The following is a 26,988-nucleotide window of genomic DNA, read 5'->3' as shown; positions in this document are numbered from 1 at the left end:
CAAAAAGAATGCTTTTTTGATGAAAAATGGGTATATTGTAATGAGGGAAGTTTAAGAAAAAGGAGGTAAAAATGACGATGAAATTAACCGTTATTGGATGTTACGGAGGGTTTCCAGCAGCTGGTGAAGCCACGTCAGGTTATTTGTTTGAATCAGATGGTTTTCGGATGCTTGTAGATTGTGGGAGTGGTGTGCTTTCAAAACTACAACAATATATTGATCTTGAAGAACTAGATGCTGTCGTCCTCTCACATTATCATCATGACCATATTGCAGATATCGGACCTCTTCAATACGCAAAATTAGTGGGTTATCATTTAGGAAAAAGCAACGGTCCGCTTTCGATCTATGGACATCTTGGTGATCAAGAAGCGTTTGATAGGCTTCATGATAATGTACATACAAAGGCTGTGCCTTATCATCCAGCAGAAGGCATTCAAATTGGTCCATTTCACATTGACTTTTTGAAAACGGTTCATCCGGTAGAATGCTATGCCATGAGAATGAAAGCAGGTGATGCTGTTGTGGTATATACAGCGGATTCAAGCTATCAGGACGCTTTTATTCCGTTTGCCAAGGACGCAGACCTTTTGATTGCTGAAAGCAATTTCTACGCTGGACAAGACGGATCAAGCGCAGGGCATATGAATAGCACTGAAGTTGGAAAGATTGCAAATGAAGCAAACGTAGGTGAACTGTTCATCACGCATCTACCCCATTTCGGGCGGCATAAAGACCTAGTCAATGAAGCAAAGGCATTATATACTGGCAATATACAGCTTGCTCAGACGGGGCTTAGATGGAACAAGGAAGGAAGATAAATATGCTGTTTATTGATAACGAGCAACATGACGATCCAATGATCAATCTGGCAATTGAAGAATATTGCTTGAAATATTTGGACCCAGAAGAAACGTATTTGCTGTTTTATATCAATCAGCCATCCATTATTATTGGGAAGAACCAAAATACGATAGAAGAAATCAACACGAAATATGTCGAAGAAAATGGGATAAAAGTTGTTCGCCGTTTATCAGGTGGAGGTGCTGTTTATCATGACAAAGGAAACTTAAACTTTAGCTTTATCACAAAAGACGATGGAGACAGCTTCCATAACTTTAAAAAGTTCACTGAACCGGTCATCCGGGCGCTAGAGAAGCTAGGGGTCAAAGCTGAATTAAGCGGTAGAAATGACATTATGGCAGATGGACGTAAAATCTCTGGAAATGCGCAATTTGCGACACGAGGACGTATCTTCAGTCATGGCACACTCTTATTTGATTCAGAGATTGAGCATGTTGTCTCCGCATTAAATGTAAAGAAAGAAAAGATCGAATCTAAAGGAATTAAATCAATTAGAAGCAGGGTAGCCAATATTCGTGAACTGATGGATCAAAAGATGACAACAGAAGAATTTAGAAACATTCTTTTAAGCTACATCTTTGATACGGATGGTGATATACCTCAATATCATTTGACAAAAGAGGATTGGAAAAAGATTCATGAAATCTCTCGAGACCGCTATCAAAAATGGGAATGGAACTATGGTCGCTCACCTAAATTCAATTTACAGCATTCCAAGCGTTTCCCAGCGGGTTCTATAGACCTGCGATTAGAAGTGAAAAAGGGAACCATTCAGGATTGCAAAATCTTTGGTGATTTCTTTGGTGTTGGGGATATTGCCGATATTGAACAAAGACTGATCGGACGTCAATATGATCGTAAAACAATCAGCGATGCGTTAGAAGATATAGACATACGCCATTATTTCGGCAACGTATCGAAAGAAGACTTTCTTGATTTGATTTATTAAGCGATAAAGCACTGCTCACGGGAAGCAGTGCTTATTTCTATCTAAAGAAATGAAAGTGATCAACATTTGATCTTGTGGATTTTTTCGTTTGTCCATTATAATAGAAAGGAGTAATGTTTGGCCATAAAATGAATGGCTATTCATTCATTGAAGATACGTAAGGGGTGGGAGAATGGATTTGATCAAAAATCTTGAGCAGACTGCGATGACCAAGGGAGAAAACATCGCACTTGTGTTTGAAGGAAACAAGATAACCTATCAAGAGCTAATGACAAGTATTGATCATTTTGCAGATGGTTTAGTTAACGAAGGGTTTCAAGAAGGCGATCATATCGCACTCATTTTAGGGAATTCACCACATTTTGTGATTTCATTTTTTGGTGCTTTGAAAGCAGGACTCGTCGTTGTACCAGTGAATCCCACATATACGCCGAGTGAAATCGGGTATATGCTCATCACAGGCGATGTGAAGGGAATTGTGGCGCCAAGTCAGCTTTTACAAGTATACGAGCAGGTGTATGAACAACTTCCATTAATTGAACGGGTCATTATTTGTGCAGAAAATGAAGCGATGTGCAGTTCAAGTTTGAAAGAAGTATCTGATAAGCTCGTATTTTATGGAAAGCTTGTATCAGGAAACGCGCCAAAAATCACACATCCTTCCATTCATCCTGACGATACAGCTGTCATTTTATTTACATCTGGAACAACAGGGAAACCAAAGGGTGCAATGTTGACTCACACAAACCTTTACTCAAATGCAAGAGACATCGCAGAATACTTATCCATTGGTGAACAAGACAAGATGATTGCTGCCTTACCGATGTTCCATGTATTTTGTCTGACGGTCTGTATGAATGCACCACTTATCAATGGTGCAATCGTTTACGTACTTCCACACTTTAGCCCATCAGAGCTTTTGAAAATGATGGAAAAAGAAAAGCCGACGATATTTGTTGGCGTTCCTACCATGTATAACTATTTATACCGCCAAGAGGGACATGATGAGGCAATGAAATCGGTGAGAATTTGCATCTCAGGTGGTGCCTCTATGCCTGTTGCCTTACTTCACGGATTCGAAAAGAAATTCGGTGTGACGGTTTTGGAGGGCTATGGATTATCAGAGGCTTCTCCAGTAACTGCATTTAATCCGCTAGATGGACAAAGAAAACCAGGTTCGGTTGGAACCGATATTATGAACGTGAGAAATAAAATCGTGAATGAACTTGGCGAGGAAGTAGGACCGAATGAAGTCGGAGAACTTATTGCAAAAGGTCCAAATATTATGAAAGGCTATTATAAGATGCCGGAAGATACAGAAGCTGCTCTGAAAGACGGATGGCTGTATACAGGTGATCTGGCGAGAAGAGATGAAGATGGATATATTTATATTGTCGACCGAAAAAAGGATATGATTCTAGTCGGAGGGTACAATGTCTATCCAAGAGAAGTAGAAGAAGTACTTTATAAACATGAAGCCGTCGCAGAAGCCGTCGTCATTGGTGTGCCAGATCCAAATACAGGAGAAGCTGTCGTCTGCTACATTTCCCCTAAGAAAAATGCTCATATCAATCAAGATGACATCATCACACATTGTTCACACTATTTAGCGAAATATAAGCAGCCCCAAACGATTCATTTCATAGATGACATTCCAAAAAACACAACAGGAAAAATTTTAAGAAGAGCACTAAAGGACAAGTATCAAACGGAAGAAAGTAAATAAAAGCAGGGAGTCTCTTATGATGAGGCTCCCTTTTGAATGGCCGCTTTCAATTGCTTTTGAAAAGAAGACGAATGTTTTTTATTGAGTTCATAGTACGTTCCATTTACTAAAAAAACGACCTGTGATCGATTCGTCCATAGCTGAAAGGTTGTTCCATTTGTTCTGCCAAACATCACCTTTGCGATGTAATCTGGTTTTTTTAAGTTTTTATTAAAGTGACTGCTCGTTCGTTTGCCTTTGTTTAAGTCTTCAATTAAATCTTCTGCTGTATCTTTATCATCTATTTCATAGGAGATGGGCTTGTTAGGCGGTGAGAGTAATACTTTTTCTGCTCGATTTTCATCGAAGATATCATTCGTCCGGCTAAACACATAAAAGAAGGTGATCAGTAAAAGCCCAAAGATCACAATTCCTGCAAGGATTTTCTTCATATTGAACCTCCATCTCACTGTTTTATGCTTAGCTTCTCCGATCTTTATACAACATAATCATTTTTTTCACAGAAGCTTTTTCAAATGGGACATGCTATGATGGAGCCACATCAGACAGGTTCTAAACAAAAAGATTCGCGATTAGAATAGGAGAAAAGAGATAGAAAGGAGGCTGACATGTGCGAATACGTAACTGGATTGCTCTGGCAACGGTAGCGTACGTATTGTACGGTCTTTTCATTTATTTTTATTTGTTTCTTACTGGTGATTCATCAGTTCCTGAAAATGTGAAAGGAACGAGTGCAGATCCGCACACGTTTATGACAAGCCATGAGCTTGAGGTCAGCGAGGATTTTTCAAGAATCCGAAATTTTTTGTACTTTATTACGATTCCGCTAGACTGGTATGTATTTTTTCTTTTACTAATTACAGGTCTTTCCCGAAAAATGGCCGACTGGAGCTTTGTTGCGGCTCGTTTTCAATTTCTCGGTCAATTAGTCTATGTTTTCTTGCTCTCGCTACTTACCATGCTGATTTCACTGCCGATTAAGTGGATTGGTTATCAGCTTTCCTTGCATTACGGGATATCTGCTCAAAGCACTGCAAGCTGGCTAAAAGATCAAACACTCGATTTTTGGATACAATATCCGCTTCTCGTGTTGTGTACGGTTGTTTTCTTTTGGCTCATTCAAAAAAAACGAAAGTTATGGTGGCTTTATGCGTGGTGTTTAACGGTTCCGGTGACACTGTTTCTCTTTTTTATACAACCAGTTGTCATTGATCCGTTATACAATGAATTTTATCCATTAAAGGATCAAGCACTTGAGACAAAAATCTTAACTCTTGCAGAGAAAGCACACATCCCAGCAGACCATGTATATGAAGTGAATATGTCTAAGAAAACAAACACAATGAATGCTTATGTGACAGGGATCGGTGAAAATAAACGCATTGTGCTATGGGATACAACCTTACAAAAGCTGAAAGATCGGGAAATTTTATTTATCATGGCCCATGAGATGGGACATTACGTCATGAAGCATGTATATATCGGTTTAGCAGGATATTTCATGCTGTCACTGGTTGGCTTTTTTGCTATTGACCGTATCTATTTTTATCTATATAAAAGAGGACAAACTTCATTTCATCTGAAAGTGTCACATGACATCGCCGCTCTCCCGCTTCTTTTAGTCATTGTGTCGATGTTGTCATTTGTTGCTTCACCTTTTACAAATGCAGTATCAAGGTATCAGGAGCAGGCAGCTGATCAGTACGCAGTGAATTTGACAAAAGATGGTGAGGCGGGAGTAACGTCTTTTCAGAAGCTAGCAAAATCAGGACTGACCCAAGTAAACCCGCCGCTTCTAGTGAAAATATTTCGTTATGATCATCCGCCTATGATGGAGAGAATCGTTGATATGGAAAAGGCGGCAAAAAAAGAGGAAGAGTCTCAACGTCAATAAACAAGCAAAATCCGGCTATACGAGCCGGATTTTTGAATACGGTGATTAGTTAGAAGCAGCTTGAACATTAATTAACCCTTTACCGTAGTAGAATGAGTTGCCAAGTGGTGTGGCTGTGCTTTCTAAACGCTGACGAACCTGTGAATTCGTTAAATTCGGGTTCTTAGAAAGAATAAGCGCTGCTGCTCCTGCAACGTGAGGAGAAGCCATGGATGTACCAGTATAAGATGTGTATCCATTATTTGGCACTGTGCTTAAAATGGATGTACCAGGTGCAGAGACATCTAATTCAGGACCTGCACTAGATGAAGAGTTTCTCACATTGTTGTTGTTCACATTGGCAACAGCGATAGTGGAATCATATTTTGCAGGGTAACCGACAGTGCTTGTAGATCCAGAGGAGCCAGAATTACCTGCAGCCGCAACAACGACGACTCCGCGGTTGTTCGCTGTGTCAACAGCGTTCTTTAGAGCTGTTGAACCGGTTGGTCCGCCTAAACTCATATTGATGACATCCATATTATTGGCAACTGCCCATTCAATACCGCTAATAATCCAGCTGTATTGTCCATCACCGTTACGGTCTAGCACTTTAACGGCGTATAAGGAGGCATTTGGAGCAACACCAAGAACACCAATTGTGTTATCAAGGGCAGCAATGGTTCCGGCTACGTGAGTTCCGTGTGATTGAAAATCCTGGGTGGCATTTGGCTCTGAAGGGACGAAGCTAGCACTACCTGCAACATTTAAGTCAGGGTGTGCAGCGTCGATACCAGTATCAAGGACAGCTACTTTTACATTAGCACCTTTATAACCTTGAGCGTGTACGGCTGGAGCTTTGATTTGAGGGATACCATAAGGGACGGTTTGTGCATATGCTTCTGCTTTGTGGTCTTCTTCTACATATGCAATGCTAGGGTCATGTTCAAGTTTTTTTGCGGCTTGTTTTGACATCTTTACTTGTGCAGCATTAATGATTCGATATTGCTTCTCTAGTTTTCCGCCATGCTGAGTCACTGCATTTTTCTTAGCGCTGTTTGTGGTGGCAGAAGCTTTAAAACCTACAATATAGCTTTTATCACTATCTGCCTTTGAGAGAGTCTCTGCATTTGCCATTGAGTCTCCAAACCCTGCTGAAAATAGAAGAGGGACAGCCAATAAAATACTCGTCATCACATTTTTCTTTTTCACTCACATTACACATCCTTTTTTTCTTATTTCAGAATAATCATCAATAGTCTATAAGAAGGATTCGTTTGATTATTCTGTATTTTCAGTTTAAGGGAAGTAGGCAAATAAGAGTAGACCTGAATTTTTGTGGAAGTCCTAGCAGAAATTAGGGTAATAAGTCGCTTGGAAAATTGATTTAAATCTGTTTTAAGTGGATTGACTGCTGATTTCTATTAAAATGGATGGGTGCTTTTTTTCTTATGAAACATTTTGCGACAAACATTCGGTACTCGAAAGGCTGCAAAATAGGCAGAAAAGTCTAGCAATTATTTCAAATTTCGATATAAAAAAATATTATTTCATAAACGTTTTTGTCGTAAAAAAAGACCTGTTCCTAAAGAACAGGTTCCATCGTGTAGACAAACAATCATAGTCAAGTGTTGCGCGCTAGTGCTTATGAATCTAGCATTCGCTCTGGATAAGTAGCCACCCTTTCTAGACTTAAAGAGATTTCAGGTCACGATGAAAAGAAGGGGAAGATTGTGTTAAATGGCTGACAACGTTATAATCACGTACCTTCCATTCACCATCTTTCCATTCGACATAATTTAAGCAAGCATTAACAAGTCTTGTATGATGAAGGTCTATATGTTCATCAGCAAGAACGGACAGTAATGCATGTATGGCAGCACCATGAGCAATGATCAATACATTCTGATCAGGATAGGCTGCTCTTACCTTGTGAATACCTTTTAGCATTCGGTCTTGAAGAGACTTTAACGATTCCATGTTTGGATACTGTTTATCAGGAAACAGCTCCTGACGTTCTTTAAGAGACATGCCTTCAGCATCTCCATAATCACGCTCAATGAAATCATCCATTATAACAAGTGGAGCATGCACATACTTTAGGATTAAATTGGCTGTTTCTTTCGCTCTTGATAATGGGCTTGAAATGACTACATCCCAATGAAAATCTTTTAAGTAGAGTCCAGTTTGTTCAGCTTGCCATTTACCTATTTTATTTAAAGGGATATCCGTTCGCCCTTGAATTCGTTTAGCTGCGTTCCAATCTGTTTCCCCGTGCCTGACTAGACAAATTCTCGTCACTGAAATCCCGCCTTTTCTTTTCTTCTATTATACTAGAACATAAGAAAAATGGTCGGTTTAGCGATTGGTTAGAGTGGTTAAAGATTCTACAGAGCTTGTTACTTGAGATACTGTTTCTTTAACTTCATTCAATTCGTTCAGGAACGTTTGAAGATCTGTCTCAATTTTTCCATTTTGATTTTTACTCAAGTTCATGCTACTCACGATATCATCAAATAGTGAATTGATTTGAGTCATTTTTTCTTTACTGTCTGTTACAAGCAAATTCACGTCTGCAATATGCTGTGACACAATAGAAATTTGTGAATTTGTGTTGTTGACTAGTTCTGATACTGTTGAAACCGTTTTCTTTGTATCTTCTGATAACTTTCGAACTTCATTTGCCACAACTGCAAAGCCTTTTCCATGTTCTCCTGCTCGTGCAGACTCAATAGAGGCATTCAGCGATAACAAATTCGTTTGTTCTGCGATTCCTGTTACAATACCAAAAATCTGTTCAATCTGTTTAGCGATTTCTTCTAAACGTTTCATTTCTGTTTCGATTTTTGTCATACTGCCATCAATCTGGTTCATTTGTGTTTGTTGAATCTCCAATTCTTTTTTACCGCCAATTGATTTTTCCTCTACTTGTGCAGATATCTTCGTTCCTGCCTGCGACATGGCTGCCATCTCATCAGATTTTGATACAAGCTTATCAACTGCATTTGTTGTTTGAGAAAAAAGTGAAGCAAGCGAGTTTGAGGTTTCAGTAATTTTAGTATGAAGTTCTTGCTGCTGTACTTCTGCAGCATCACGAATTTTAGAATATTCATGTTGAAATGTATCAAGGACAAGCTGCTGTTCTAAATTTAATATTTTAGTGGTGGCTTTGACAACTGTCTGATATTTTTTGAAATCTTGGATATGCTGCGCAAATAAATCCATCATCGATAGCAAAAGGTCTTGGAAAGCAGCCATATACCATTTAGGCTGAAGCCCAATACGTAAATGAACTTGTGCAATTTTAATCCGTTTTGCAATATAGGCTTCGTCAATTACACCTGCGAACATTTCGCTAATGTGAATACGAAGTGTCTTTTTTAATCGGTCCACTGAGCTGTTATCTTGAATGATATGCATCAAGGAAGACTCTACTTCTAGGTTTTTATAAAATTTATTGACGATATGTTCAATGTCAGCTTGCACGAGCGGGTTCAACTGTTTCAGTACAAAAAGGTCTTGCTGAGTCAGGTCGATCATTTTAATTTGTTTGGCAATATCCGTATTTTCCGAAATGTTTATTCTTTTTATCATGTCATCCTGCTGCGTGAATAAAGCAGTGTTTTTTCTTTCTTTTTTAAATAACAATGTTTTTGTCCCTCCATCATCCACAAGTATCAGACTTTATGTTTTTATCGGATTATTTTGGATTTTTTAAAGGGAGACTGATGAATTTTACTGTTCATAATATGACCTTTTTAGTGGTTTTTTCGCTGGACCTTCTACTACTTCTCCAGTTACAGAAAATCGTGAACCGTGACAAGGACAATCCCAAGTGCGATCACTGTTATTCCAAGCGACCTCACATCCTAAATGGGTACAGGTTGTATCGACAAGAACGACATTGCCGTCTTCAGATTTAAAGGCCCCGCATTTCTTATGTTCATAAGACACAATGCCGCCTTCGCCTGGCTTTAAATTATCGATTGTCTGATCAGGTCTATTCAATTTACCAGTGATAAGCTGAGCAGCTACATTGGCATTTTCTTTAATGAATTCTTTGACAAACGGATCAGGAACGAATCTTGATGGGATATAGATGGATTCGTATGGATTGGACTTACCTTCGATCAAATCTCCAATCAGGGTCGCTGCGACATGGCTTGTGGTCATGCCCCATTTTCTAAAGCCCGTGGCCACGAGGATATTTGGGTGATTTTTGGTCAGGTATCCAATATAGGGGATTTTATCCATTGTGACCAAATCGTGAGTAGACCAGCGGTACAGGACCTCTTGAATCCCGAGTATTTCGTGTCCAAACTTTTCAAGTGCTTCATAGTGTGTGCGTGCATCCCCGCCTTGTCCAGTTTTATGACCTTCTCCGCCAATGAGGACCACCTTTTCACCATTTATTTTGGCTGTTCTTAATGAGTGGGATGGTTGATCAATTCCTAAGTACATCCCATCTGGGAGTGGCTTGTTTGTTTTAGCTGCCACTACATAAGATTGATTTGGATGAATTCGGGTGAAATAAAGTCCTTTTCCATCATAAAAGGGAAAGTGTGAGCATGAAATGATATAGCGTCCTGTGAGATGATGTCCATTCTTTGTGATGACAGCAGGCCGATGTCCTTCTTTAACATCTACTGCTGCCGTATTTTCGTAAATACGTACGCCTCGCTCTATGAGAAGCTGGACAAGTGCATTCAAATAGTGAAGAGGGTGAAACTGTGCCTGCTGTTTCATTACTAGAGCGGCTTTTATTTCTGGATCAAAAGGAAGTTCTGTTTTCCAATCATGATCAATCCCAAGCTGTTTATAGGCATCTAATTCTTTCTTTAATTTTTTTACGCCGCTTTCTTCTTTTGTGTACAGATAAGCATCTCTCACTTCGAGCTGACACTCGATTTGATGCTCCTTGACACGTGTTTGGATGAGCTCTTTTGCTTTTTCATTTGCTTCTACATACAATCGGGCATTTGGCATGCCAATATGCTGAATTAACTCATGATAATACACATCGTGCTGTGACGTCACTTTTGCCGTCGTATGTCCGGTGGTGCCTTGCATTAGTTCATTTGCATCAATCATGATGACATCTAATCCACGTTCTGTCATTTCAAATGCAGTGGCAATACCAGTAATTCCGCCACCGACGATTATGACGTCTGCTGTGAGATCCTCTGATACTGACGGGAAAGAATCTTTCTTCTTGTCTGCTAACCATAGTGATTGAGATTGATCCATTTCTTTGTGTTCTTGTTCCATTTTGTCGCCTCCAGTTCTTGTTGTGTATAATTTTTCCACATTATTGAAAATCATACATTCGAAAGGTGAACTGTTCATGAAATACATAAAAAAATCATGTTTTCATAAAAATAAACAAGATAGAAGAAAGGAGTGGATTTGCGTGTCAACAAAGCAGCCGAAGAAAACGTTGCCGCCTCAACATCAAAATGAACGTCCAGGTCTTGAATATAAAATGAACCCTAGACCTATCTTTGATCGGGAGGTGCAAGAGAAAAAATTAGCTGGGAAGACCGCTATTGTGACAGGGGGAGATAGTGGGATTGGAAGAGCGGTGGCTGTCTTATTTGCAAAAGAAGGAGCAAATGTGGCGATTGTTTACTTCAATGAACATCGGGATGCAGAGGAAACGAAGGCCTATATTGAAAAGGCTGGAGGCCGTGTCATCTTGATTGCAGGTGATTTGGGAGATGAATCTTTTTCACATGAGGTCGTCAAAAAAACAAAAGATGCTTTCGGTTCAATTGATATTTTGGTGAACAATGCGGGAGAACAACATCCGCAAAAAAGCATAGAACAGATTACTTCACATCAGCTTCTTCGTACATTTCAAACAAATATTTTTGCAATGTTTTATTTAACAAAAGCAGTACTCCCTCATTTAAAGAAAGGAAGCACCATCATTAATACGACATCTGTCACGGCATATAAAGGCCATGAAACCTTGATTGATTATTCATCGACAAAAGGAGCAGTTGTGACATTTACAAGATCATTATCACTTTCTCTGATTAAACAAGGGATTCGAGTCAATGGAGTAGCCCCCGGTCCGATTTGGACGCCGCTTATCCCATCTACATTTACGGAAAAGGAAGTATCTGAATTTGGTGGAGATGTCCCAATGGAAAGACCAGGCGAACCGGTAGAGCTTGCACCTAGCTATTTATTTTTAGCGAGCGAAGACTCGTCTTACATAAATGGACAAATTCTTCATGTAAATGGTGGAACGATATTAAATGGGTAAACAAAAAACTTGCGGTAAAGAGACGATTGACCGTCTCTCTGCCGCAAGTAAAACAACCATTATTGATGTAAGCAATGTTCTGTATATTGAGCTGACAGGTCATTGAACCGCTTTTCATCACGCTGATCCAGTGCCTTATCAATCTCTTCTCTAAGAACGGTTAAGCGCTGTTTATAAAGCGCCTCATCTAAAACCATTTGAATATAGATGTCTAGAATTGTGACGCCTTTTTCTTCAGTTTTTTGGGTGTTGCGGGACTTCATGAGCTCAGCATACGTTTTTTTCTCTTTCATAAAGAATCCCCCCGATGCCTTTTTTATAGTATATGGATTGGTGGAGAAAAAATCAATAAGAATTTATAATTTTTAGACAATTTATTTTTGTCCGATATCAACACCCCTTGTCCAACCGAGATCATGAGCTGTTATTCTAAAAAATGTTTTTAAATAGATCGAATGGACTAAAATATACGATAAAAAGAATATTTTTGATAATTTATAAAAAAATCCTGTCGTTTCTTATACGTTGGTGATAGATTAATAGTATCTAAATTAACCAAAAATTAACACAGGAGGAAAAGAAGTGTCAGGAATTAGTGAAACCCCTTTAGATTCATATGTCATTAACCAAACAACAATGGCGATCCTTCCAATCGAAGAAGGGAAAAAAGTATATTCAAAAGTCATTGAAAGAGAGAAATGTTTTTTCGTTGAATTAAAGCCGTTGCACATTATTGAACGTAGCTGCAGGTTCTTTGGTTCAAGCTATGCAGGCAGAAAAGCAGGAACGTACGAAGTAACGGGTATTTCACACAAACCCCCGATTGTGATTGACTCATCCAATCATCTGTATTTCTTTCCAACGTTTTCGTCCAATCGCCCTCAGTGCGGATGGATATCCCACAAATATATTCATACTTTTCAGGAATCGTCCCTTGGAGACACGATTGTCACCTTTACAAATGAGCAAACGGTCGAACTGGATGTCTCATATAAATCATTTGAGAGTCAGGTGCACCGGACAGCGTATCTTCGGACAAAATTTCAAGATCGTCTTGATGGAGGTCTTCCTAAAAAACAAGAATTTATGCTGTATCCAAAAGAGCAACAGCTTAATCTTGTGTACGATTTTATTTTAAGAGAACTTCGTAATAGATATTAGCAGAAAACCAGCGGCATGTAGCCGCTGAATTTTGATCTCGTGAGCGATTTACAAGCTCATGAATTTGATGAAGATGATGTAAGACAGAGCAAGAGGTGAACGTGTATCAGCGTTGTTTTTGTGCAACATTTTCAGGTGAATGTGGATACATTTTTGTGAATTTGATGAGAAAAAGAACGAAAGGGCAAGTGGACGTCTGTTACAATAAGAAGAAGTCATTTCTTTATTATTGTTCATATGTGTTTTAAAATGATGATATTTGACCGATATGAACAAATGTGTAAGAGAAATGGAGGCTCTGTATGAAAAAACAATGGTATTTGGTGCTGTTACTAATCGTGACGGTCACATTACTAGCAGCTTGCAATCAAGTAGGTCAGTCGCCTTCCAAACAAGAGAAAAAAGAAGTAGCGTATGAACAATGGGTTCAGCGTTATATGGATGAGTTAAATGAGTCATATGAGAACATGACCGATCAATTTATTTCAGATGGACATGGTGCGATTCAACCAAATGAAAAATTGACAAAAGCGACAAAAGCATTTGATCGTGTGATTCAAAAAGGACTTGCTCATCAAGAAGTCCCGAATGCATACAAAAAAGCTGATAAACAATTAAAGACAGGTTTAGCATCATTTGAAAAAGGGATAAACACGGTGGAGCAACTGTTGAAACGTCCTGATCATGATAAACTATTTATCTCTGCTACGCACCACTTACAAGATGGGCTACAAGAGACGGCAACCTTTATCGAAGAATTTGGCAAAATTCAGCATGCAAAATAAGAACACATAACAAAGCTTGGAAAGCTTCTCTAGCATCGAAAACCTTTCCAGCTCATTTCGTTAAAATAAAGGTTAGAGAGGGGGAGGGTGATATGAAACTGGTTCGGCTTAACGGGAAGGCATGTATTTCACAAGAGGACCTTCATGAACAACTGAAAGCAACATTGCACCTGCCCGATCATTATGGAAAAAATCTTGACGCACTTTGGGACTGTTTGACAGGGGAGATTGAGCTTCCTGTACAACTCATATGGGAGGATTTTCTAGTAAGCAAAGAATATCTTGGAGAATATGCGGATACCTTGCAGAAGCTGTTCAAAGAAGCAGAAATGGAGCTTAGAGGACAATTTCAATTCACCATTCAATAAAGAGTAGCCGATTCTACAAGCTAAAAAGATGACAAAGGGCTACAATTAAAACCATCTTAGCCCTTTGTCAGACAATCTGGAGCCTGCCAAAAGGCTTTTGCCTTCTCTCAAGGGAAAATTTCATTCGGTTTGATGGAGAAAATAACGAGTAAGCAGTTCCTCGACACGATGTCGTATACGCGGATTAAAGTACTTATGTGTTTCTTCATAACCGTTCATAACAAATAAATAAGTAGTAAACCCTTCATCGTGTTCAATTTGCTGTACTTTCATTTTTTCTTTTCGTAAATACTGTTTCAGTTGGTAGAGAGCTTTTTGTGCCTCTTGTAATGCGGAGGTCACAAGCTGAATATATGGTTCGTTTAATTTTAACGTTTGATTTTCTTTTAAATGTGCCAAATCGCGATTGAGGATGGAGATAACCATCGGGAGGAAAATGGCCTGTTCCATCATTTGAAGCTGTATTCTTGATAGTCTAGTCATTTTCAATGCCTGCTTTCATCACATTTAGAACGTTTGTTCCCATTTATTATATAGGATGATTGAAAGAATCTCAAGGAAGAAGGGATTCATTTGTAATTTCATGTGTTCCATGTAAAATGAAAAGTAGACAAACCTTGAAGGAGTAAACAAGTTGCCATCATTTCTTTCAATATTTACTCATGAAAATATATCAGCATTTTTTGAGAGCTATAAGGCTTTTGGTCCAATTATTGCGATATTACTCCCTTTAATAGAAGCATTTTTACCGTTTTTACCTCTGGTCGTTTTTGCGGTTGCCAATGCAAATGCATTTGGGCTTTGGGAAGGTTTTTTATTGACATGGATTGGGGCGAGCGCAGGGTCTATTCTTGTCTTTTTACTGATCAGAAGATTTGGACAAATGAGAATGTTACATTTTATAAGCAGACATCCTTCCATTAAAAAATTGATGCTTTGGGTAGAAAAACGGGGTTTTGGTCCGTTGTTTATTTTGCTTTGCTTTCCATTTACGCCTTCTGCTGCTGTCAATGTTGTCGCAGGCTTATCAAGAATTAGCATCTGGCAATTTTCATTGGCTGTTTTCTCAGGTAAGTGTGTCATGCTCTTGATCATCAGTTTTGTTGGCTATGATTTGACTGCTTTAGTAAAGAATCCGTTAAGAAGTATTTTTGCGGTTCTAGTCATCGCTTTATTATGGTATGTTGGAAAGAGAGTAGAAAACAGGTTGAACATTCGAATGAGCAAACGCGGGGACAAAGGAGGCACTTAATGAAGAAGAAGCCATTATTATGGTTGATGATTATTACATGCATCGTGTTAATGTTCCAAGTAAAAAATTTCATGTTTGTCACGTACAAAGTAGAAGGGGTTAGTATGGATCCTACATTTACTGATGGAACAGAACTATTAATCAACAAGTTCTCGCCAAAGCTCACGAAAATTAATCGTTTTGATTACGTTCTTTTTCAAGGTCCAAACAATCAAATTTTTATTAAACGTGTCATAGGTCTTCCGGGAGAAACACTCAAATATGAAGATGATCAACTATTAGTCGATGGTGTTAAATGGAAAGAACCGTATTTAAAAGAGCAAAAGAAATATAAAATGGGGAACGTCCTGACAGGTGATTTTCAGCTAGAAACGATCACTGGACGGAAGAAAATACAAAACAATCATTACTTTGTGATTGGTGATAACCGAATACATAGTTTTGACAGCAGACATTTTGGGACGATTTCAAAGGATCAAGTCGTCGGAGTGAAAAGAAATAGTGAATAACAAAAAAGAGGCCCTTGCTCATGCAAAGCGCCTCACTTTTATTTTGCTGCTTTATAATTCATTTGTCTTTTCACCCAAAAGTGGTGTAAAAACCTGAAAAACGGCGGCAGCATGGCGATCACAAGAATGACTCTGATCACTTGTACAGCCACAACAAACGTGGAATCCTCGTGAAGTGTGACGGCTGTTGTCGCCATTTCAGCAATTCCGCCGGGAGAAAAAGCAAGAATGGCAGTAATCACAGAAATGCCGGTAATCTCTGCAATAGCAATCGAGCTGAGAACAGTTGCTGCGATAAGCCCAGCAGAGCTAATGACAGCCACGATGAAGGTGTTTTTTAAACCGGCAAACATTTGTTTATTCATTTTTGAACCAATGGTCGCACCTAAACATAGTTGTGAAGCGACATTCGCTTGTGCTGGCCAGTAAGGAATCAAATCATGTTCTATAAAAGTACCGGCTGCCACTTGGAGTGTAGCGACACCTAACATGCTGCCAATTAACCAAGGTGCAGGGAAGTGCAGACGGACGGCCATGCGGGACACTAGCCAAGCGGCGAAGATGAGCGCGGCGGTCCAAGTGAGATTTGATACGGTAAAAACGCCTGAAGAGAAAGCACTGCCATGCGTTGTCACAACAGCATCAGAATGACTTTTCGTGTTTAAATAAAACACAGTAAACGGAATGGTCAATACGACCATCAAGACACGTATTGTTTGAACTAAACTGACAACAGCCGTATTTGCACCAACTTCTTGAGCAATCCCTGGCATAGCAGACAATCCTCCAGGAGCAGTACCGACAAAGCTGGTCAGCATATCTGTTTTGCTCAATTTCCACATAACGAAGCCCGAGAGCATCGCTAGAAAAATAGAAAATATGAGCATGAAGCTGACAGACAGCCAATTTTCAGCGAAAATGTGAAGCACTTTCATGTTCATTTTCTGCCCAAGCTCTATTCCAAGAATGAACTGACCAAGGATAAGCCAATTGCTGTGAATAGATGATGTTTTCTCTTTACGCTGAAAGCGAAAGGGGCGAAATAAGGCAATGAACGCAGCAGTGGCCAATGTACCAATCATCCAGCCGATAGACATTCCTGTTAAAGATAAAAGAAATCCGCCTAAACCGCTAATGACAATAAAAATAAGGTCGGTTTGAAGGCTGTTTCCTTGTTTCATCACGTGTAAACCTTCTTCCTGTATGTTTGTTCAATAAGTGAAATGTAGATATGTTCACTATAATATAAATGTATCAATAAATAAAATACGGATTTTTTTATCTTTTTCATAAGATAAACTTATAGATTGGTAAGTTCAATTTATGTAGGGAAGAAGATTTGATGAAAAAAGACCAATAAATAAAAAATAACTTTAGTCAGAAATAAAGACAATACACAACTATTTTCCCCTATTTTTGTTATCGGTTGACTATGATTTTTATTTACACTACACTACATAGTGTGAGGTGGTCACATGAAAATTCCTTCTTTTAAATATAATGAAAAGGGATTGAATCGTTTTTTTGGTCCTTTAGAAGGAAAGATTATGGAAATTCTATATCAAGGTAAGGATATGTCGATTAAAGAAGTACAGCAGAAGCTATCAGATGAGAAGCCTATTAATTTCAACACTGTCATGACTGTGCTGAATCGCTTAAACGAAAAAGGGATTGTGGAAAAGAAAACGAAAGGTCGTTCATCCATCTATAATCCGATTTTAACAAAAGAAGAATTTCTCAATGAGCAAACCAAGTGGATAACGCAAGGGCTAATGGACGATTTTGGTCCACTGGCGGTGAATCATATGGTGGATGCGATTGAAAGTGCTGATCCTGAATTACTCAAAGTACTTGAAGCAAGACTTGCATCTAAAAAAAAGGAGAAGCAAAATGATTAAACTTAAGTCGAGTCTGCTGTTTTTAGGCGGGATGCTGATTGGTTTAGCCATTTTCTTTCAGATGGGTTATTACGTGCTCTCTAGCTTTTTTGGCTGGAACCAAGCATATAACCTCATCCATGTATGTCAGTCTGTTCTTAAGTTCTATGGGTTAACTCCCTTGAAATATTTTTTGGATGCTTTGGTGATGTATACATTGGGATTTGCAGTGTTCTATATGACAAAGCAGATCAGAAAGTACACCCAATTAAAAAGAAACATAATGGTCGCTGTTGATCGAAAGTTGACAGAGGTCCTGTCAAAGAAGTATGCAAATGAAATCATTGTTTTTCATTATCATGAACCGCTTGCTTTTGCAATGGGTATGCTTCATCCGAAGGTTTACTTATCAACGACATTGATGAACATGCTCAATGAAGAAGAGATTGATGCCGTTGCTTACCACGAATTACATCATAAGGACTGCTACGACCCCATAAAAGCTTTCACTTTTTCAATGCTCACAAAGGTGATTTGGTATATTCCAGTGTTAAAACATATGAAAACAAGCTACTCCGTTTTCCGTGAAGTCATTGCAGATGACTATGCTATTCAGCAGACAGGAACTGAGGAAGGAGTGGGTCAAGCCCTTTTGAAACTCATTAAAAATAGAACCCAGTTTCAAAAACGAACAAAGTTTGCTGTTTCCTTTGGAGACAGGGCGTTGAATTTACGAATTCAAAAGATTTTAAACCCAACATATAATATACCTTTCAATGTACCGCTCATCCCATTTGTGATATCAGTCATTTTAATGGTCATCTTAATGATTATGTTAAATCTAAATTACTAAATTTTTTTATGTAAACACATGACATGATGTAGTGTGAAAATAGGAGGAAATCACTATATGAAAACAAATCAAGAAATAGGAACCCTTTTTGTACGAGTTATTTTAGGCGTTATTTTCTTTTTACATGGGCTTCAGGCATATCAAGGAGGGCTAGAAGGTACAGCCGCATTCTTTGGTCAAATTGGTATTCCTGAATTTATGGCTTACATTGTAAAGACGATTGAACTAGTCGGTGGAATAGCACTTATTTTAGGTCTAGGTACACGTATTTTCGCTGCTTTATTTGTGCCAATTATGATCGTGGCGATTATTACGGTTGGTTTTTCTAAAGGATTTGTTGGTGGCTATGAATTTGAGCTTTCATTATTGGTCATGGCGCTTTACCTTGCACTGAGCGGCAGTAACCTCTTGTCTATTGATGGTCTGATGAAACATAAGCAACAAAGCAATGAAGCTAAATTTAATTAAAACTGTATGAAAAACTCCTCCTGTTGCTTGTAGCAGGGGGAGTTTTTGTTTTATATCAAATCGTTGTTTTCACATTTGAAAAAGTGATAAATGCAAGAAATCTTGCTTACGACAGCTGTAATTTTCATTTTTTCGAATGATGAAAAATCATTTTCATTTTTTGACGGAACATACGATCTCCTATTAAAATAGGACTATCTAGGAAGAGTGATGTGTTAAAAGATATAAAAACCACACAGCATGCTGCTGTTCATCTTGAGCTGTTCTTCGCATTAACTCTTTTGTTCCCTGATCTCTGACATAGTCAGATACTGTTAAGTAAAAATCAACTGTTTTTTGTTCGTCTTTAAATGCAAAAACGAGGCCCTCTCTCAGTTGATCTGGACAAGGTTCTGTTACGCTTGGTTTGTGGTTTTTTCCAGTGAGAGAATAGTATAGCTTTGAAAAATTTTGATAATGTCTTACCTCGTCCTGGCGTATTTCTTGAATGATCTTTTTTGCCTCAGGATTTTTTGCTTTTTGTGCAAGTTTTTCGTAGCATTGTATCGCAGAATATTCACCATTAATGGCTTGTTCAAGATCTGAAATAATCCTTGTGTTTTGACGTATGTCATAGGGGGTGTAGTCATAATAACCGTAATACATGATATTGCCAGCCTCCTTATAGATCATGATGGTTTATGATATGAAATGAGGTAATAAAAGTGCCTATTTTATTTCAGATAGGAAATGAGAAAGCGGGATTTGTTATAGGAAAATAGCCATTTACCCTTATTTCCGCTAGAATATGAGTACATATAGAAAGGTGTTGTGGAGCGTGGAGATTCAGTTTTTAGCAGGCAGATCGGGGAGTGGAAAAACGACTGCGATAGTAGAAGAGATCAAAGAACAATTACGGCTTGATCCATTGGGTCATCCGATCATTTTTTTAGTCCCGGATCAAATGACATTTTTAATGGAATATGAGCTTGCAAAAACGTCTGAAGCTGGCGGAATGATCAGAGCTAAAGTATTTAGTTTTACTCGTCTCGCTTGGTCTATTTTACAGCAGACTGGCGGAGCGAACAGGCAATTTGTCACGAGTACCGGAATCCAAATGCTTTTAAGAAAAGTGATTGAGGAGCATAAAGAAAGCTTTAAAGTGTTTAAAAAGGCGAGTGATAAGCCAGGGTTTGTTGAGCAAATAGAAAAGACGATGGCTGAATTCAAAAGATACTGCATGATGCCAGAAGATGTAGAAAGAATTGCAACATCTAGCATTCATTCCGAATATACAGAAGAAAGGCGAGCAGCCGAAAAACTGCATGATCTGCATATTCTTTATAAGCAGATTGAACAGCATTTGCAGGGTGAATATGTACACTCTGAAGACTATTTGACCCTTCTCGCGCAGCAAATCCCTTTATCTGAAGAGCTGAAAACGGCACATATTTATATAGATGGTTTTTATCAATTTACACCACAGCAGCTTCAAGTCGTTGAGCAGCTTCTGCTACATACAAAAAAAATAACGGCTGCCTTCACGGTTGATCGGTCATATCACGACACACAGCCAAACGAACTTGATTTATTTCGGATGACAGGTAAAACGTATTTTCAACTTTATCAGCTTGCCAAAAAGTGCGGAGCTGACATTTCTGAACAAGTATTAGAGAAGAATAAGCGTCATATCCATGCACATGATCTTGCCTATATAGAGAGTAAGTACGAGCAAAGACCGCTGCAGCCGTATCAAGAGAAAACGCCTCATATCACGGTGTCCAGAAGTGCAAATAAACGAGCCGAAATTGAGGGTGTTGCGAGAGACATTCTTGATTTAGTGAGAGAAAAGGATTTGAGATTACGCGATATCTCAATTATTGCAAGACATTTAGATGACTATAAAGATACATTGAAAGAGGTTTTTCGTGATTATGACATTCCTTTTTTTATTGATGGAAATGAATCAATGCAATATCATCCCCTCATTGAATTGATTCGTTCTAGTTTGGATATCATCAAAGGGAATTGGCGGTATGAAGCAGTATTTCGCTGTGTGAAAACAGAATTCCTATTCCCGCTTGAGCTTGCAAAAAATAAAGCGAGAGAACAGGCAGATCAGCTTGAAAATTATTGCATTGCATATGGTGTGAAAGGTGAACGCTGGACAAACGGTTCCCGCTTTCATTATCGAAGATTTCACTCGCTGGATGAAGATTTTGGACAAACAGATCAAGAAATTGAAATGGAACAAATGTTGAATGAGGCAAAAGAATGGATTGTTCCTCCTCTTTTCCAACTGCAAAAAAGACTGAAAAAAGCGCAAAAAGTCAGGGAAAAGGTTGAAGCTATTTATTTATTTCTTGAGGAAGTGCAAGTGCCAGAGAAGCTTGAAAAAGCAAGATTAGAGGCCGAGAAAGCGGGGAGATTAGCTGAAGCGATGCAGCATGGACAAGTATGGGATGCTGTTATTCAATTAATGAATGAATTTGTTGAAATGTTAGGCGACGAGGAGCTTTCACTCCCTTTATTTCAGCAGATGATGGATACTGGCTTGGCATCTTTAAAGTTTGCTTTAATTCCGCCATCACTTGATCAAGTGTTTATCGGAAGTATGGATTTATCTAGAATGTATCAAGTGAAGTGTACGTTTATCATTGGAGTAAATGATGGTGTAATTCCTGCACGTCCTTCTGATGAAAGTGTATTGTCTGAGGATGACCGCGAATGGCTAAAGCGTGCAGGAGCAGAGCTGGCAGATACAGGAAAGGAACGGCTGCTAGATGAGCAATTTTTAATTTACCAAGCATTATCAAGTCCATCTCATTATTTGTTTCTTTCATATCCGGTGGCAGATGCTGAGGGACGCTCTCTATTGCCCTCGACCTTCATTAAGTACTGCCAAGAGCTTATGCCAAACCATCAAAATGCATTGTATGTGCTTGACCCAGAACAGTTAGAGGAGCAGGACCAATTAAAGTTTGTAGTCAATGAGCCTGTCGCATTGTCCTATACTGTTTCGCAGCTTCAGCAATGGCTCAATCACTATCCCATCAGCGATGTGTGGTGGAGTGTATATAATTATTTAATGACATCACCATCACGTGATATCTCAAAGAACATCATTTCAAGCTTGTTTTTTACAAATAGAGCCAAGCCTTTAACGGAAAATGTGACAAAAGAGCTTTATGGTGATCATATACAAGGCAGTGTTTCAAGAATGGAGAAATTTAATGCGTGTGCTTTTTCTCATTTTGCTTCACACGGTTTGAAACTAAAGGAAAGACAATTTTATAAATTGGAGGCACCTGATATAGGTCAGCTTTTTCACTCTGCATTAAAACACATTTCAGATACGCTCATTGAACAAAAAAAAGATTGGAAAAACTTGACGAAAGAAGACTGTGTCACCTATTCAAAATATGCGATTGAACAGCTTGCACCTCGTCTGCAACAAGAGATTTTATTAAGCTCTAATCGGCATGCTTATATAAAAGAAAAACTCCAGAAAATCCTGATAAGAGTTTCTTCTATACTAAGCGAGCATGCCAAAGTGAGTGCATTTTCTCCAGTGGGACTTGAGTTAGGCTTTGGAGGTCAAGGTCCTCTGCCTCCGATCACCTTTCAATTAAAGAACGGTTGTACCATGGAGCTTGTTGGAAGAATTGACCGAGTTGATAAAGCGGAAGGTTCTAAAGGTTTGCTTTTGAGAATTGTAGACTACAAGTCAAGTGATAGAGGACTTGATCTAGCAGAGGTTTACTATGGTTTGGCATTGCAAATGCTGACTTATTTAGACTTGACGATTACTTATTCTAAAGAGTGGCTTGGAATGGAGGCGACACCGGCAGGTATTTTATACTTCCATATTCATGATCCGCTCATTCAAGCCCCGATTCCGTTAGCAGAGGATGAAATCGAGCAGGAAATATTTAAGAAATTTAAAATGAAAGGTTTCTTGCTTGAAAATGTAGAGGCAGTTAAGCTCATGGATCAGACACTTGAAACAGGGAAATCACAAGTCATTCAAGCCGGTTTGAAAAAGGATGGTTCTTTCCGTTCTGATTCTGCTGTTTTAAGTGAGGACCAATTTCAAATACTCACAAAGCATGTTCGCCGTACTTTTGAAGAAGCAGGGGAAAGAATTACGAATGGTGAAGTGGATATTAATCCATATAAACTTAAGGATCAGACTCCTTGCCGATTTTGTTCGTTTAAGTCTATTTGCCAGTTCGATGAATCAATAGAGGATAACGAATTCCGAGTACTTACTTCTGAGAAAGATGAAGTCATGTTAGAGCGGATCAAAAAAGAAGGGGATCAGTATGCAAATTCCAAAACCGAATAACAGTATATGGACGGATGATCAGTGGGAAGCCATTGTTTCAGAGGGGCAGGATATCCTTGTTGCTGCGGCGGCGGGATCAGGTAAAACGGCCGTCTTGGTTGAACGGCTGATCCGAAAAATGACGCGGGCTGAGCATCCAGTTGATGTAGACCGTCTGCTAGTCGTTACTTTTACAAATGCGTCTGCGGCAGAAATGAAGCATCGAATTACTGAAGCGCTTGAAAAAGAATTATCAAAGAATCCAAGTTCACTTCATATTAGAAGACAGCTATCACTCATGAATCGTGCCAATATTTCTACCTTGCACTCATTTTGTTTGCAAGTTCTGCGCACATTTTATTATGAGATTGACCTTGATCCGGGTTTTCGTTTGGCTGACCAAACGGAGGGAGAATTATTAGGAGATGAAGTCTTGGACGAGCTGTTTGAGGATGAATATAAAGCTGGAAAGCAATCATTCTTTGAACTGGTTGATCGTTACACATCAGATCGTCATGACTTAGATTTGCAATGGCTCGTGAAAAGAATTTATGAATTTTCTAGGTCGCATCCTTCTCCTCTGCAGTGGATGCGTGCGTTTATTTCTCTTTACGATGTGGATGAACATACAAAAGTCGAAGATTTACCATTTTATCGATATATAAAAGAGGATATTTCTCTCGTTTTTCGAAGCTGCCAAGAGCTATTGGAACGGGCACTTGCTCTGACAAAAGAGCCGGGCGGTCCGGCACCGAGAGCAGAGAATTTTATAGATGATTTACAGCAAATAAATGAATTAATCAGTCATCAAGATCATTTTGAGATGCTTTATCAACTTGTGCCGAACATCAATTTCAAAAGGCTAAAGACATGCAAAGGAGATGAATATGATCCTGTTCTTTTAGAAAAAGCAACGGATGCACGCAATCAGGCAAAAAAACAACTAGAAAAGCTAAAAAATGATTACTTTATGCGAAGTCCGGCTCAGCATTTGCAAAGCTTGGCTGAAATGAAGCCAGTTGTGGAGACCCTCGTGGAGCTTGTGATTGAATTCGGAGAGCGTTTTGAAAGAGCGAAACAAGAAAAATCCATCGTGGACTTTTCAGATCTAGAGCATTATTGTTTAAGAATTTTAGCCAAGCAGGATGCGCAAGGGAACTTGATCGAAACAGACGCTGCTAAATATTATCAGAATCAGTTCGAGGAAGTACTCGTTGACGAATATCAAGATACAAATCTTGTTCAAGAAACGATTTTAAAGCTTGTATCTAAAGGTCAAAAACCAGAAGATGGCAATCTATTTATGGTTGGAGATGTGAAGCAATCTATTTATCGTTTTAGACTTGCAGAGCCGATGCTCTTTTTAAATAAATATAAACAATTTACATCAGAAGGCAAACAAACTGGCAAAAGAATCGATTTAAATAAAAACTTTCGAAGCCGTTCGGATGTTTTGGACAGCACAAACTTTCTGTTCAAACAGCTCATGGGAGAAACGGTTGGAGAGATTGAGTATGATGAACAAGCTGAATTAAAGCTTGGTGCAAGCTATCCAAAGAGTGAAGACACGACAACAGAAATGCTTCTTGTACACCTTGATCAAAATGAGACAGAATGCGATGAAGAACGAGAAGAATTAGAGACAGTTCAGTTTGAAGCAAGAGTGATTGCTAGAAAAATAAAAGAATTGATTGAGCAACCTTTTCAAGTTTACGATGCCAAACAGCAAATGAGTCGAAACTTGCAATATCGTGATATTGTCATCTTGCTGCGGTCCATGCCATGGGCACCGCAAATGATGGAGGAACTGAAGAAGCAGGGAATTCCTGTGTATGCGAATCTCTCTTCAGGATATTTTGATGCAACTGAGGTATCTGTTGTTCTTTCTCTTTTAAAAGTAATCGATAATCCATATCAGGATATCCCATTAGCAGCAGTTTTAAGATCACCTATTGTCCATTTAGATGAAAATGAAATGGCGCTTATCAGAACGAGCGATAAGAAAGGGACTTATTATGATGCTGTGAAGAAATACATGAGTATGACGAGCTCTGATCAACCAACATGCCAAAAACTAGAGCGATTCTTTCACTTATTGCGTAAGTGGCGTGATTTCTCTATGAATCACTCGGTGGCAGAATTAATTTGGGAGGTTTATAGGGATACACAATATTTTGATTATGTGGGCGGGATGCCAGGAGGCAAACAAAGACAAGCGAATCTCCGGGCTCTTTATGATCGTGCAAAACAATATGAAAAGGCTGCATTCCGAGGGTTGTTTCGATTTCTTCGGTTTATCGAAAGGATGCAAGACAGAGGAGACGATCTTGGGGCGGCGAAGACGTTCAGTGAAACAGAGGATGTTGTCCGTATGATGACGATCCATAGTAGTAAAGGGTTAGAATTTCCTGTTGTATTTACTGCTGGACTCGGTAGGAATTTTAACATGATGGATTTAAATCAGTCCTATTTGCTCGATAAAGAATTAGGCTTTGGAAGCAAGTATATTCATCCTGAACTGAGAATCAGTTATGCCACATTACCGCTTGTGGCGATGAAGAAAAAAATGAGAAGAGAGTTATTATCTGAGGAGCTAAGAGTGCTGTATGTGGCACTTACGAGAGCCAAGGAGAAATTATTTTTGGTCGGTTCAGTCAAAAATCAGGTAAAGGCATTAAGCAAATGGCAGAACGCAGCAAAAGGGGAAGAGTGGTTGCTTCCTGATTTTGAACGGTATCAAGCGAAAACATACTTAGACTTCATCGGACCTGCCCTCATCCGGCATCAAGCAATGACATCAATTTTAGAAGAGCCAGGAGACATCGTTTTAACTCATCCATCTTCATTTTTGATCTCATTTACACAATCAGCAGACCTTTTAAAAGAAGATTTATCTCATGAAAAGAAACATCAAGATCAAGTTGTACAAGCATTGATGGAAGGTCTACCTGTTCAAGGAGGGGATGTCTTTGAGGAAGAAGTGGCTAAGAGACTTACATGGAGATATCCATATTTAGCAACCTCACAGGTTGGCACGAAACAGTCTGTTTCAGAGATCAAGAGAATGAAAGAATTAGAGGATGAATACAGTGTTCCCTCTTCCATTCGAAAAGCTCGTGCAACATTATATGACCGGCCGGCTTTTATGAAGAAAAAGGCACTCACCGCTGCAGAAAAAGGCACAGCAATGCATACTGTGATGCAGCACATTCTTTTGCCAGTGCAAGAGCCTTATCATGAAACTCAAATCGAGCAGCTACTTCATTCGTTCATGGAGCGAGATTTACTGACAGAAGAACAAATCCAATCAATTGATAAAGATGGAATCACTGCATTCTTTTCTACTTCCGTTGGACAAAAACTAATGAAAGCTGATTGGGTGAAAAGAGAAGTTTCATTTAGTATGGTTCTGCCTGTGAAAGACGTGTACAGCCATATTGATGCAGATGGTGATCCTGTGTTGATTCAAGGAATGATTGATTGTTTGTTTGAAGTAGATGGAAAGCTTTATTTACTTGATTATAAAACAGACAGAGTACAAGGAAGGTATGCAGGCGGAATTAAGGCCGCTGAGTCCATTTTGAGAAAACGCTATGAAACACAAATAGAGTTATATGCAACAGCTGTGGAACGATTAACGAAAAGACCATTAGAGGAGAAAATTCTCTATTTCTTTGATGGCAACTTGGAGATTTCTTTATAAGTCAATTGGAATGAGAGGTGAAT

Annotated in this window: 24 protein-coding genes; 15 read left to right on the top strand and 9 right to left on the bottom strand. The window is 39.0% G+C overall.

Going from position 1 to position 26,988, the window contains the following annotated elements:
* The first annotated feature begins 77 nt into the window (after window positions 1–77).
* The 3 genes from ABVJ71_RS06755 to ABVJ71_RS06745 all read left to right on the top strand — a co-directional run bounded on the left by ABVJ71_RS06755 (window position 78) and on the right by ABVJ71_RS06745 (window position 3,539).
* Window positions 78–821, top strand: a complete 744-nt coding sequence (locus tag ABVJ71_RS06755) for an MBL fold metallo-hydrolase (protein WP_353856592.1) — start codon at window positions 78–80, stop codon at window positions 819–821.
* A gap of 2 nt (window positions 822–823) precedes the next feature.
* On the top strand, window positions 824–1,813 hold the full coding sequence (locus ABVJ71_RS06750) for a lipoate--protein ligase (RefSeq protein ID WP_353856203.1): 990 nt from the start codon (window positions 824–826) through the stop codon (window positions 1,811–1,813).
* Window positions 1,814–1,985: 172 nt separating this feature from the next.
* Entirely contained in the window at window positions 1,986–3,539 is a 1,554-nt protein-coding gene (locus tag ABVJ71_RS06745) for a fatty acid--CoA ligase family protein (protein WP_353856202.1), read from the top strand.
* Window positions 3,540–3,553: 14 nt separating this feature from the next.
* Here ABVJ71_RS06745 and ABVJ71_RS06740 read toward each other — a convergent pair whose 3' ends face one another.
* On the bottom strand, window positions 3,554–3,970 hold the full coding sequence (locus ABVJ71_RS06740; RefSeq protein ID WP_353856201.1) for a sporulation protein: 417 nt from the start codon (window positions 3,968–3,970) through the stop codon (window positions 3,554–3,556).
* Window positions 3,971–4,155: 185 nt separating this feature from the next.
* Between ABVJ71_RS06740 and ABVJ71_RS06735 the strand changes: the two genes are divergently transcribed.
* Entirely contained in the window at window positions 4,156–5,433 is a 1,278-nt protein-coding gene (locus ABVJ71_RS06735) for a M48 family metallopeptidase (protein ID WP_353856591.1), read from the top strand.
* A 45-nt stretch (window positions 5,434–5,478) separates the two neighbouring features.
* Here the strand turns inward: ABVJ71_RS06735 and ABVJ71_RS06730 are convergent, their stop codons facing one another.
* From ABVJ71_RS06730 to ABVJ71_RS06715, 4 genes are all read right to left on the bottom strand, one after another.
* Window positions 5,479–6,624, bottom strand: a complete 1,146-nt coding sequence (locus tag ABVJ71_RS06730) for a serine alkaline protease SapB (RefSeq protein WP_353856200.1) — start codon at window positions 6,622–6,624, stop codon at window positions 5,479–5,481.
* A gap of 480 nt (window positions 6,625–7,104) precedes the next feature.
* Window positions 7,105–7,713, bottom strand: coding sequence for a histidine phosphatase family protein (locus ABVJ71_RS06725; protein WP_353856199.1), 609 nt, complete (start codon window positions 7,711–7,713; stop codon window positions 7,105–7,107).
* Between the two features lie 57 nt (window positions 7,714–7,770).
* Window positions 7,771–9,060 (bottom strand): globin-coupled sensor protein, encoded by a 1,290-nt coding sequence (locus tag ABVJ71_RS06720; protein ID WP_353856198.1) that lies wholly within the window; start codon window positions 9,058–9,060, stop codon window positions 7,771–7,773.
* A gap of 87 nt (window positions 9,061–9,147) precedes the next feature.
* The gene (locus tag ABVJ71_RS06715; protein WP_353856197.1) at window positions 9,148–10,680 is read right to left on the bottom strand and encodes an FAD-dependent oxidoreductase; all 1,533 of its coding nucleotides are present in this window, start codon (window positions 10,678–10,680) and stop codon (window positions 9,148–9,150) included.
* 142 nt (window positions 10,681–10,822) lie between these two features.
* On the opposite strand from ABVJ71_RS06715, the gene ABVJ71_RS06710 reads away from it, so the two are divergent.
* Window positions 10,823–11,683, top strand: a complete 861-nt coding sequence (locus ABVJ71_RS06710; protein ID WP_353856196.1) for an SDR family oxidoreductase — start codon at window positions 10,823–10,825, stop codon at window positions 11,681–11,683.
* A 59-nt stretch (window positions 11,684–11,742) separates the two neighbouring features.
* On the opposite strand, the gene ABVJ71_RS06705 is transcribed toward ABVJ71_RS06710, so the two are convergent.
* The gene (locus ABVJ71_RS06705) at window positions 11,743–11,976 is read right to left on the bottom strand and encodes an IDEAL domain-containing protein (RefSeq protein WP_353856195.1); all 234 of its coding nucleotides are present in this window, start codon (window positions 11,974–11,976) and stop codon (window positions 11,743–11,745) included.
* Between the two features lie 289 nt (window positions 11,977–12,265).
* Here ABVJ71_RS06705 and ABVJ71_RS06700 point away from each other — a divergent pair, with 289 nt between their 5' ends.
* The 3 genes from ABVJ71_RS06700 (at window position 12,266) to ABVJ71_RS06690 (ending at window position 13,997) form a co-directional block, all read left to right on the top strand.
* Window positions 12,266–12,844, top strand: a complete 579-nt coding sequence (locus ABVJ71_RS06700) for a competence protein ComK (protein ID WP_353856194.1) — start codon at window positions 12,266–12,268, stop codon at window positions 12,842–12,844.
* A gap of 302 nt (window positions 12,845–13,146) precedes the next feature.
* Window positions 13,147–13,629: a hypothetical protein gene (locus ABVJ71_RS06695; protein ID WP_353856193.1), complete on the top strand. Its 483-nt coding sequence runs from the start codon at window positions 13,147–13,149 to the stop codon at window positions 13,627–13,629.
* 92 nt (window positions 13,630–13,721) lie between these two features.
* Window positions 13,722–13,997: a barstar family protein gene (locus tag ABVJ71_RS06690; protein WP_353856192.1), complete on the top strand. Its 276-nt coding sequence runs from the start codon at window positions 13,722–13,724 to the stop codon at window positions 13,995–13,997.
* 120 nt (window positions 13,998–14,117) lie between these two features.
* Here ABVJ71_RS06690 and ABVJ71_RS06685 read toward each other — a convergent pair whose 3' ends face one another.
* Complete coding sequence (locus ABVJ71_RS06685) at window positions 14,118–14,480, bottom strand: hypothetical protein (RefSeq protein ID WP_353856191.1); 363 nt, start codon at window positions 14,478–14,480, stop codon at window positions 14,118–14,120.
* 151 nt (window positions 14,481–14,631) lie between these two features.
* Between ABVJ71_RS06685 and ABVJ71_RS06680 the strand changes: the two genes are divergently transcribed.
* Together ABVJ71_RS06680 and lepB are read left to right on the top strand one after the other, a co-directional pair.
* Complete coding sequence (locus ABVJ71_RS06680; RefSeq protein ID WP_353856190.1) at window positions 14,632–15,249, top strand: TVP38/TMEM64 family protein; 618 nt, start codon at window positions 14,632–14,634, stop codon at window positions 15,247–15,249.
* Window positions 15,249–15,758: a signal peptidase I gene (lepB, locus tag ABVJ71_RS06675; RefSeq protein WP_353856189.1), complete on the top strand. Its 510-nt coding sequence runs from the start codon at window positions 15,249–15,251 to the stop codon at window positions 15,756–15,758. Before ABVJ71_RS06680 ends, lepB begins: the two co-directional genes overlap by 1 nt.
* A 38-nt stretch (window positions 15,759–15,796) precedes the next feature.
* Here the strand turns inward: lepB and ABVJ71_RS06670 are convergent, their stop codons facing one another.
* Window positions 15,797–16,939: an AbrB family transcriptional regulator gene (locus ABVJ71_RS06670; protein WP_353856590.1), complete on the bottom strand. Its 1,143-nt coding sequence runs from the start codon at window positions 16,937–16,939 to the stop codon at window positions 15,797–15,799.
* Window positions 16,940–17,233: 294 nt separating this feature from the next.
* Between ABVJ71_RS06670 and ABVJ71_RS06665 the strand changes: the two genes are divergently transcribed.
* Genes ABVJ71_RS06665 through ABVJ71_RS06655 form a run of 3 tightly spaced genes read left to right on the top strand, consistent with a single transcriptional unit; the run spans window position 17,234 to window position 18,956 of the window.
* On the top strand, window positions 17,234–17,656 hold the full coding sequence (locus tag ABVJ71_RS06665; protein WP_353856188.1) for a BlaI/MecI/CopY family transcriptional regulator: 423 nt from the start codon (window positions 17,234–17,236) through the stop codon (window positions 17,654–17,656).
* Window positions 17,649–18,488 carry a M56 family metallopeptidase gene (locus tag ABVJ71_RS06660; RefSeq protein WP_353856187.1) on the top strand — a complete coding sequence of 280 codons (840 nt, stop codon included), beginning with the start codon at window positions 17,649–17,651 and terminating at the stop codon, window positions 18,486–18,488. Before ABVJ71_RS06665 ends, ABVJ71_RS06660 begins: the two co-directional genes overlap by 8 nt.
* 57 nt (window positions 18,489–18,545) lie before the next feature.
* Window positions 18,546–18,956 carry a DoxX family protein gene (locus ABVJ71_RS06655; protein ID WP_353856186.1) on the top strand — a complete coding sequence of 137 codons (411 nt, stop codon included), beginning with the start codon at window positions 18,546–18,548 and terminating at the stop codon, window positions 18,954–18,956.
* Window positions 18,957–19,154: 198 nt separating this feature from the next.
* Here ABVJ71_RS06655 and ABVJ71_RS06650 read toward each other — a convergent pair whose 3' ends face one another.
* Window positions 19,155–19,601 (bottom strand): ferritin-like domain-containing protein, encoded by a 447-nt coding sequence (locus ABVJ71_RS06650; RefSeq protein WP_353856185.1) that lies wholly within the window; start codon window positions 19,599–19,601, stop codon window positions 19,155–19,157.
* A gap of 172 nt (window positions 19,602–19,773) precedes the next feature.
* Here ABVJ71_RS06650 and addB point away from each other — a divergent pair, with 172 nt between their 5' ends.
* Together addB and addA are read left to right on the top strand one after the other, a co-directional pair.
* Entirely contained in the window at window positions 19,774–23,283 is a 3,510-nt protein-coding gene (gene addB / locus ABVJ71_RS06645) for a helicase-exonuclease AddAB subunit AddB (RefSeq protein ID WP_353856184.1), read from the top strand.
* Entirely contained in the window at window positions 23,261–26,965 is a 3,705-nt protein-coding gene (gene addA / locus ABVJ71_RS06640; protein ID WP_353856183.1) for a helicase-exonuclease AddAB subunit AddA, read from the top strand. The genes addB and addA overlap by 23 nt, the downstream gene beginning before the upstream one ends.
* Window positions 26,966–26,988: the final 23 nt, after the last annotated feature.

Source organism: Bacillus sp. Bos-x628, from assembly GCF_040500475.1.
GTDB classification, from domain to species: Bacteria; Bacillota; Bacilli; order Bacillales; family Bacillaceae; genus Bacillus; species Bacillus maqinnsis.
This window is presented reverse-complemented; position numbering and strand designations above follow the sequence as displayed.

Excerpts from the sequence above, each read along its gene's own strand:
- ABVJ71_RS06740 (WP_353856201.1), bottom strand. The coding sequence starts at position 3,970 with ATGAAGAAAATCCTTGCAGGAATTGTGATCTTTGGGCTTTTACTGATC.
- ABVJ71_RS06655 (WP_353856186.1), top strand. The coding sequence starts at position 18,546 with ATGAAAACAAATCAAGAAATAGGAACCCTTTTTGTACGAGTTATTTTA.
- ABVJ71_RS06650 (WP_353856185.1), bottom strand. The coding sequence starts at position 19,601 with ATGTATTACGGTTATTATGACTACACCCCCTATGACATACGTCAAAAC.
- addA (WP_353856183.1), top strand. The coding sequence starts at position 23,261 with ATGCAAATTCCAAAACCGAATAACAGTATATGGACGGATGATCAGTGG.
- ABVJ71_RS06690 (WP_353856192.1), top strand. The coding sequence starts at position 13,722 with ATGAAACTGGTTCGGCTTAACGGGAAGGCATGTATTTCACAAGAGGAC.
- ABVJ71_RS06670 (WP_353856590.1), bottom strand. The coding sequence starts at position 16,939 with ATGAAACAAGGAAACAGCCTTCAAACCGACCTTATTTTTATTGTCATT.
- ABVJ71_RS06745 (WP_353856202.1), top strand. The coding sequence starts at position 1,986 with ATGGATTTGATCAAAAATCTTGAGCAGACTGCGATGACCAAGGGAGAA.
- ABVJ71_RS06755 (WP_353856592.1), top strand. The coding sequence starts at position 78 with ATGAAATTAACCGTTATTGGATGTTACGGAGGGTTTCCAGCAGCTGGT.
- ABVJ71_RS06695 (WP_353856193.1), top strand. The coding sequence starts at position 13,147 with ATGAAAAAACAATGGTATTTGGTGCTGTTACTAATCGTGACGGTCACA.
- ABVJ71_RS06705 (WP_353856195.1), bottom strand. The coding sequence starts at position 11,976 with ATGAAAGAGAAAAAAACGTATGCTGAGCTCATGAAGTCCCGCAACACC.
- lepB (WP_353856189.1), top strand. The coding sequence starts at position 15,249 with ATGAAGAAGAAGCCATTATTATGGTTGATGATTATTACATGCATCGTG.
- ABVJ71_RS06715 (WP_353856197.1), bottom strand. The coding sequence starts at position 10,680 with ATGGAACAAGAACACAAAGAAATGGATCAATCTCAATCACTATGGTTA.
- ABVJ71_RS06750 (WP_353856203.1), top strand. The coding sequence starts at position 824 with ATGCTGTTTATTGATAACGAGCAACATGACGATCCAATGATCAATCTG.
- ABVJ71_RS06665 (WP_353856188.1), top strand. The coding sequence starts at position 17,234 with ATGAAAATTCCTTCTTTTAAATATAATGAAAAGGGATTGAATCGTTTT.
- ABVJ71_RS06660 (WP_353856187.1), top strand. The coding sequence starts at position 17,649 with ATGATTAAACTTAAGTCGAGTCTGCTGTTTTTAGGCGGGATGCTGATT.
- ABVJ71_RS06685 (WP_353856191.1), bottom strand. The coding sequence starts at position 14,480 with ATGACTAGACTATCAAGAATACAGCTTCAAATGATGGAACAGGCCATT.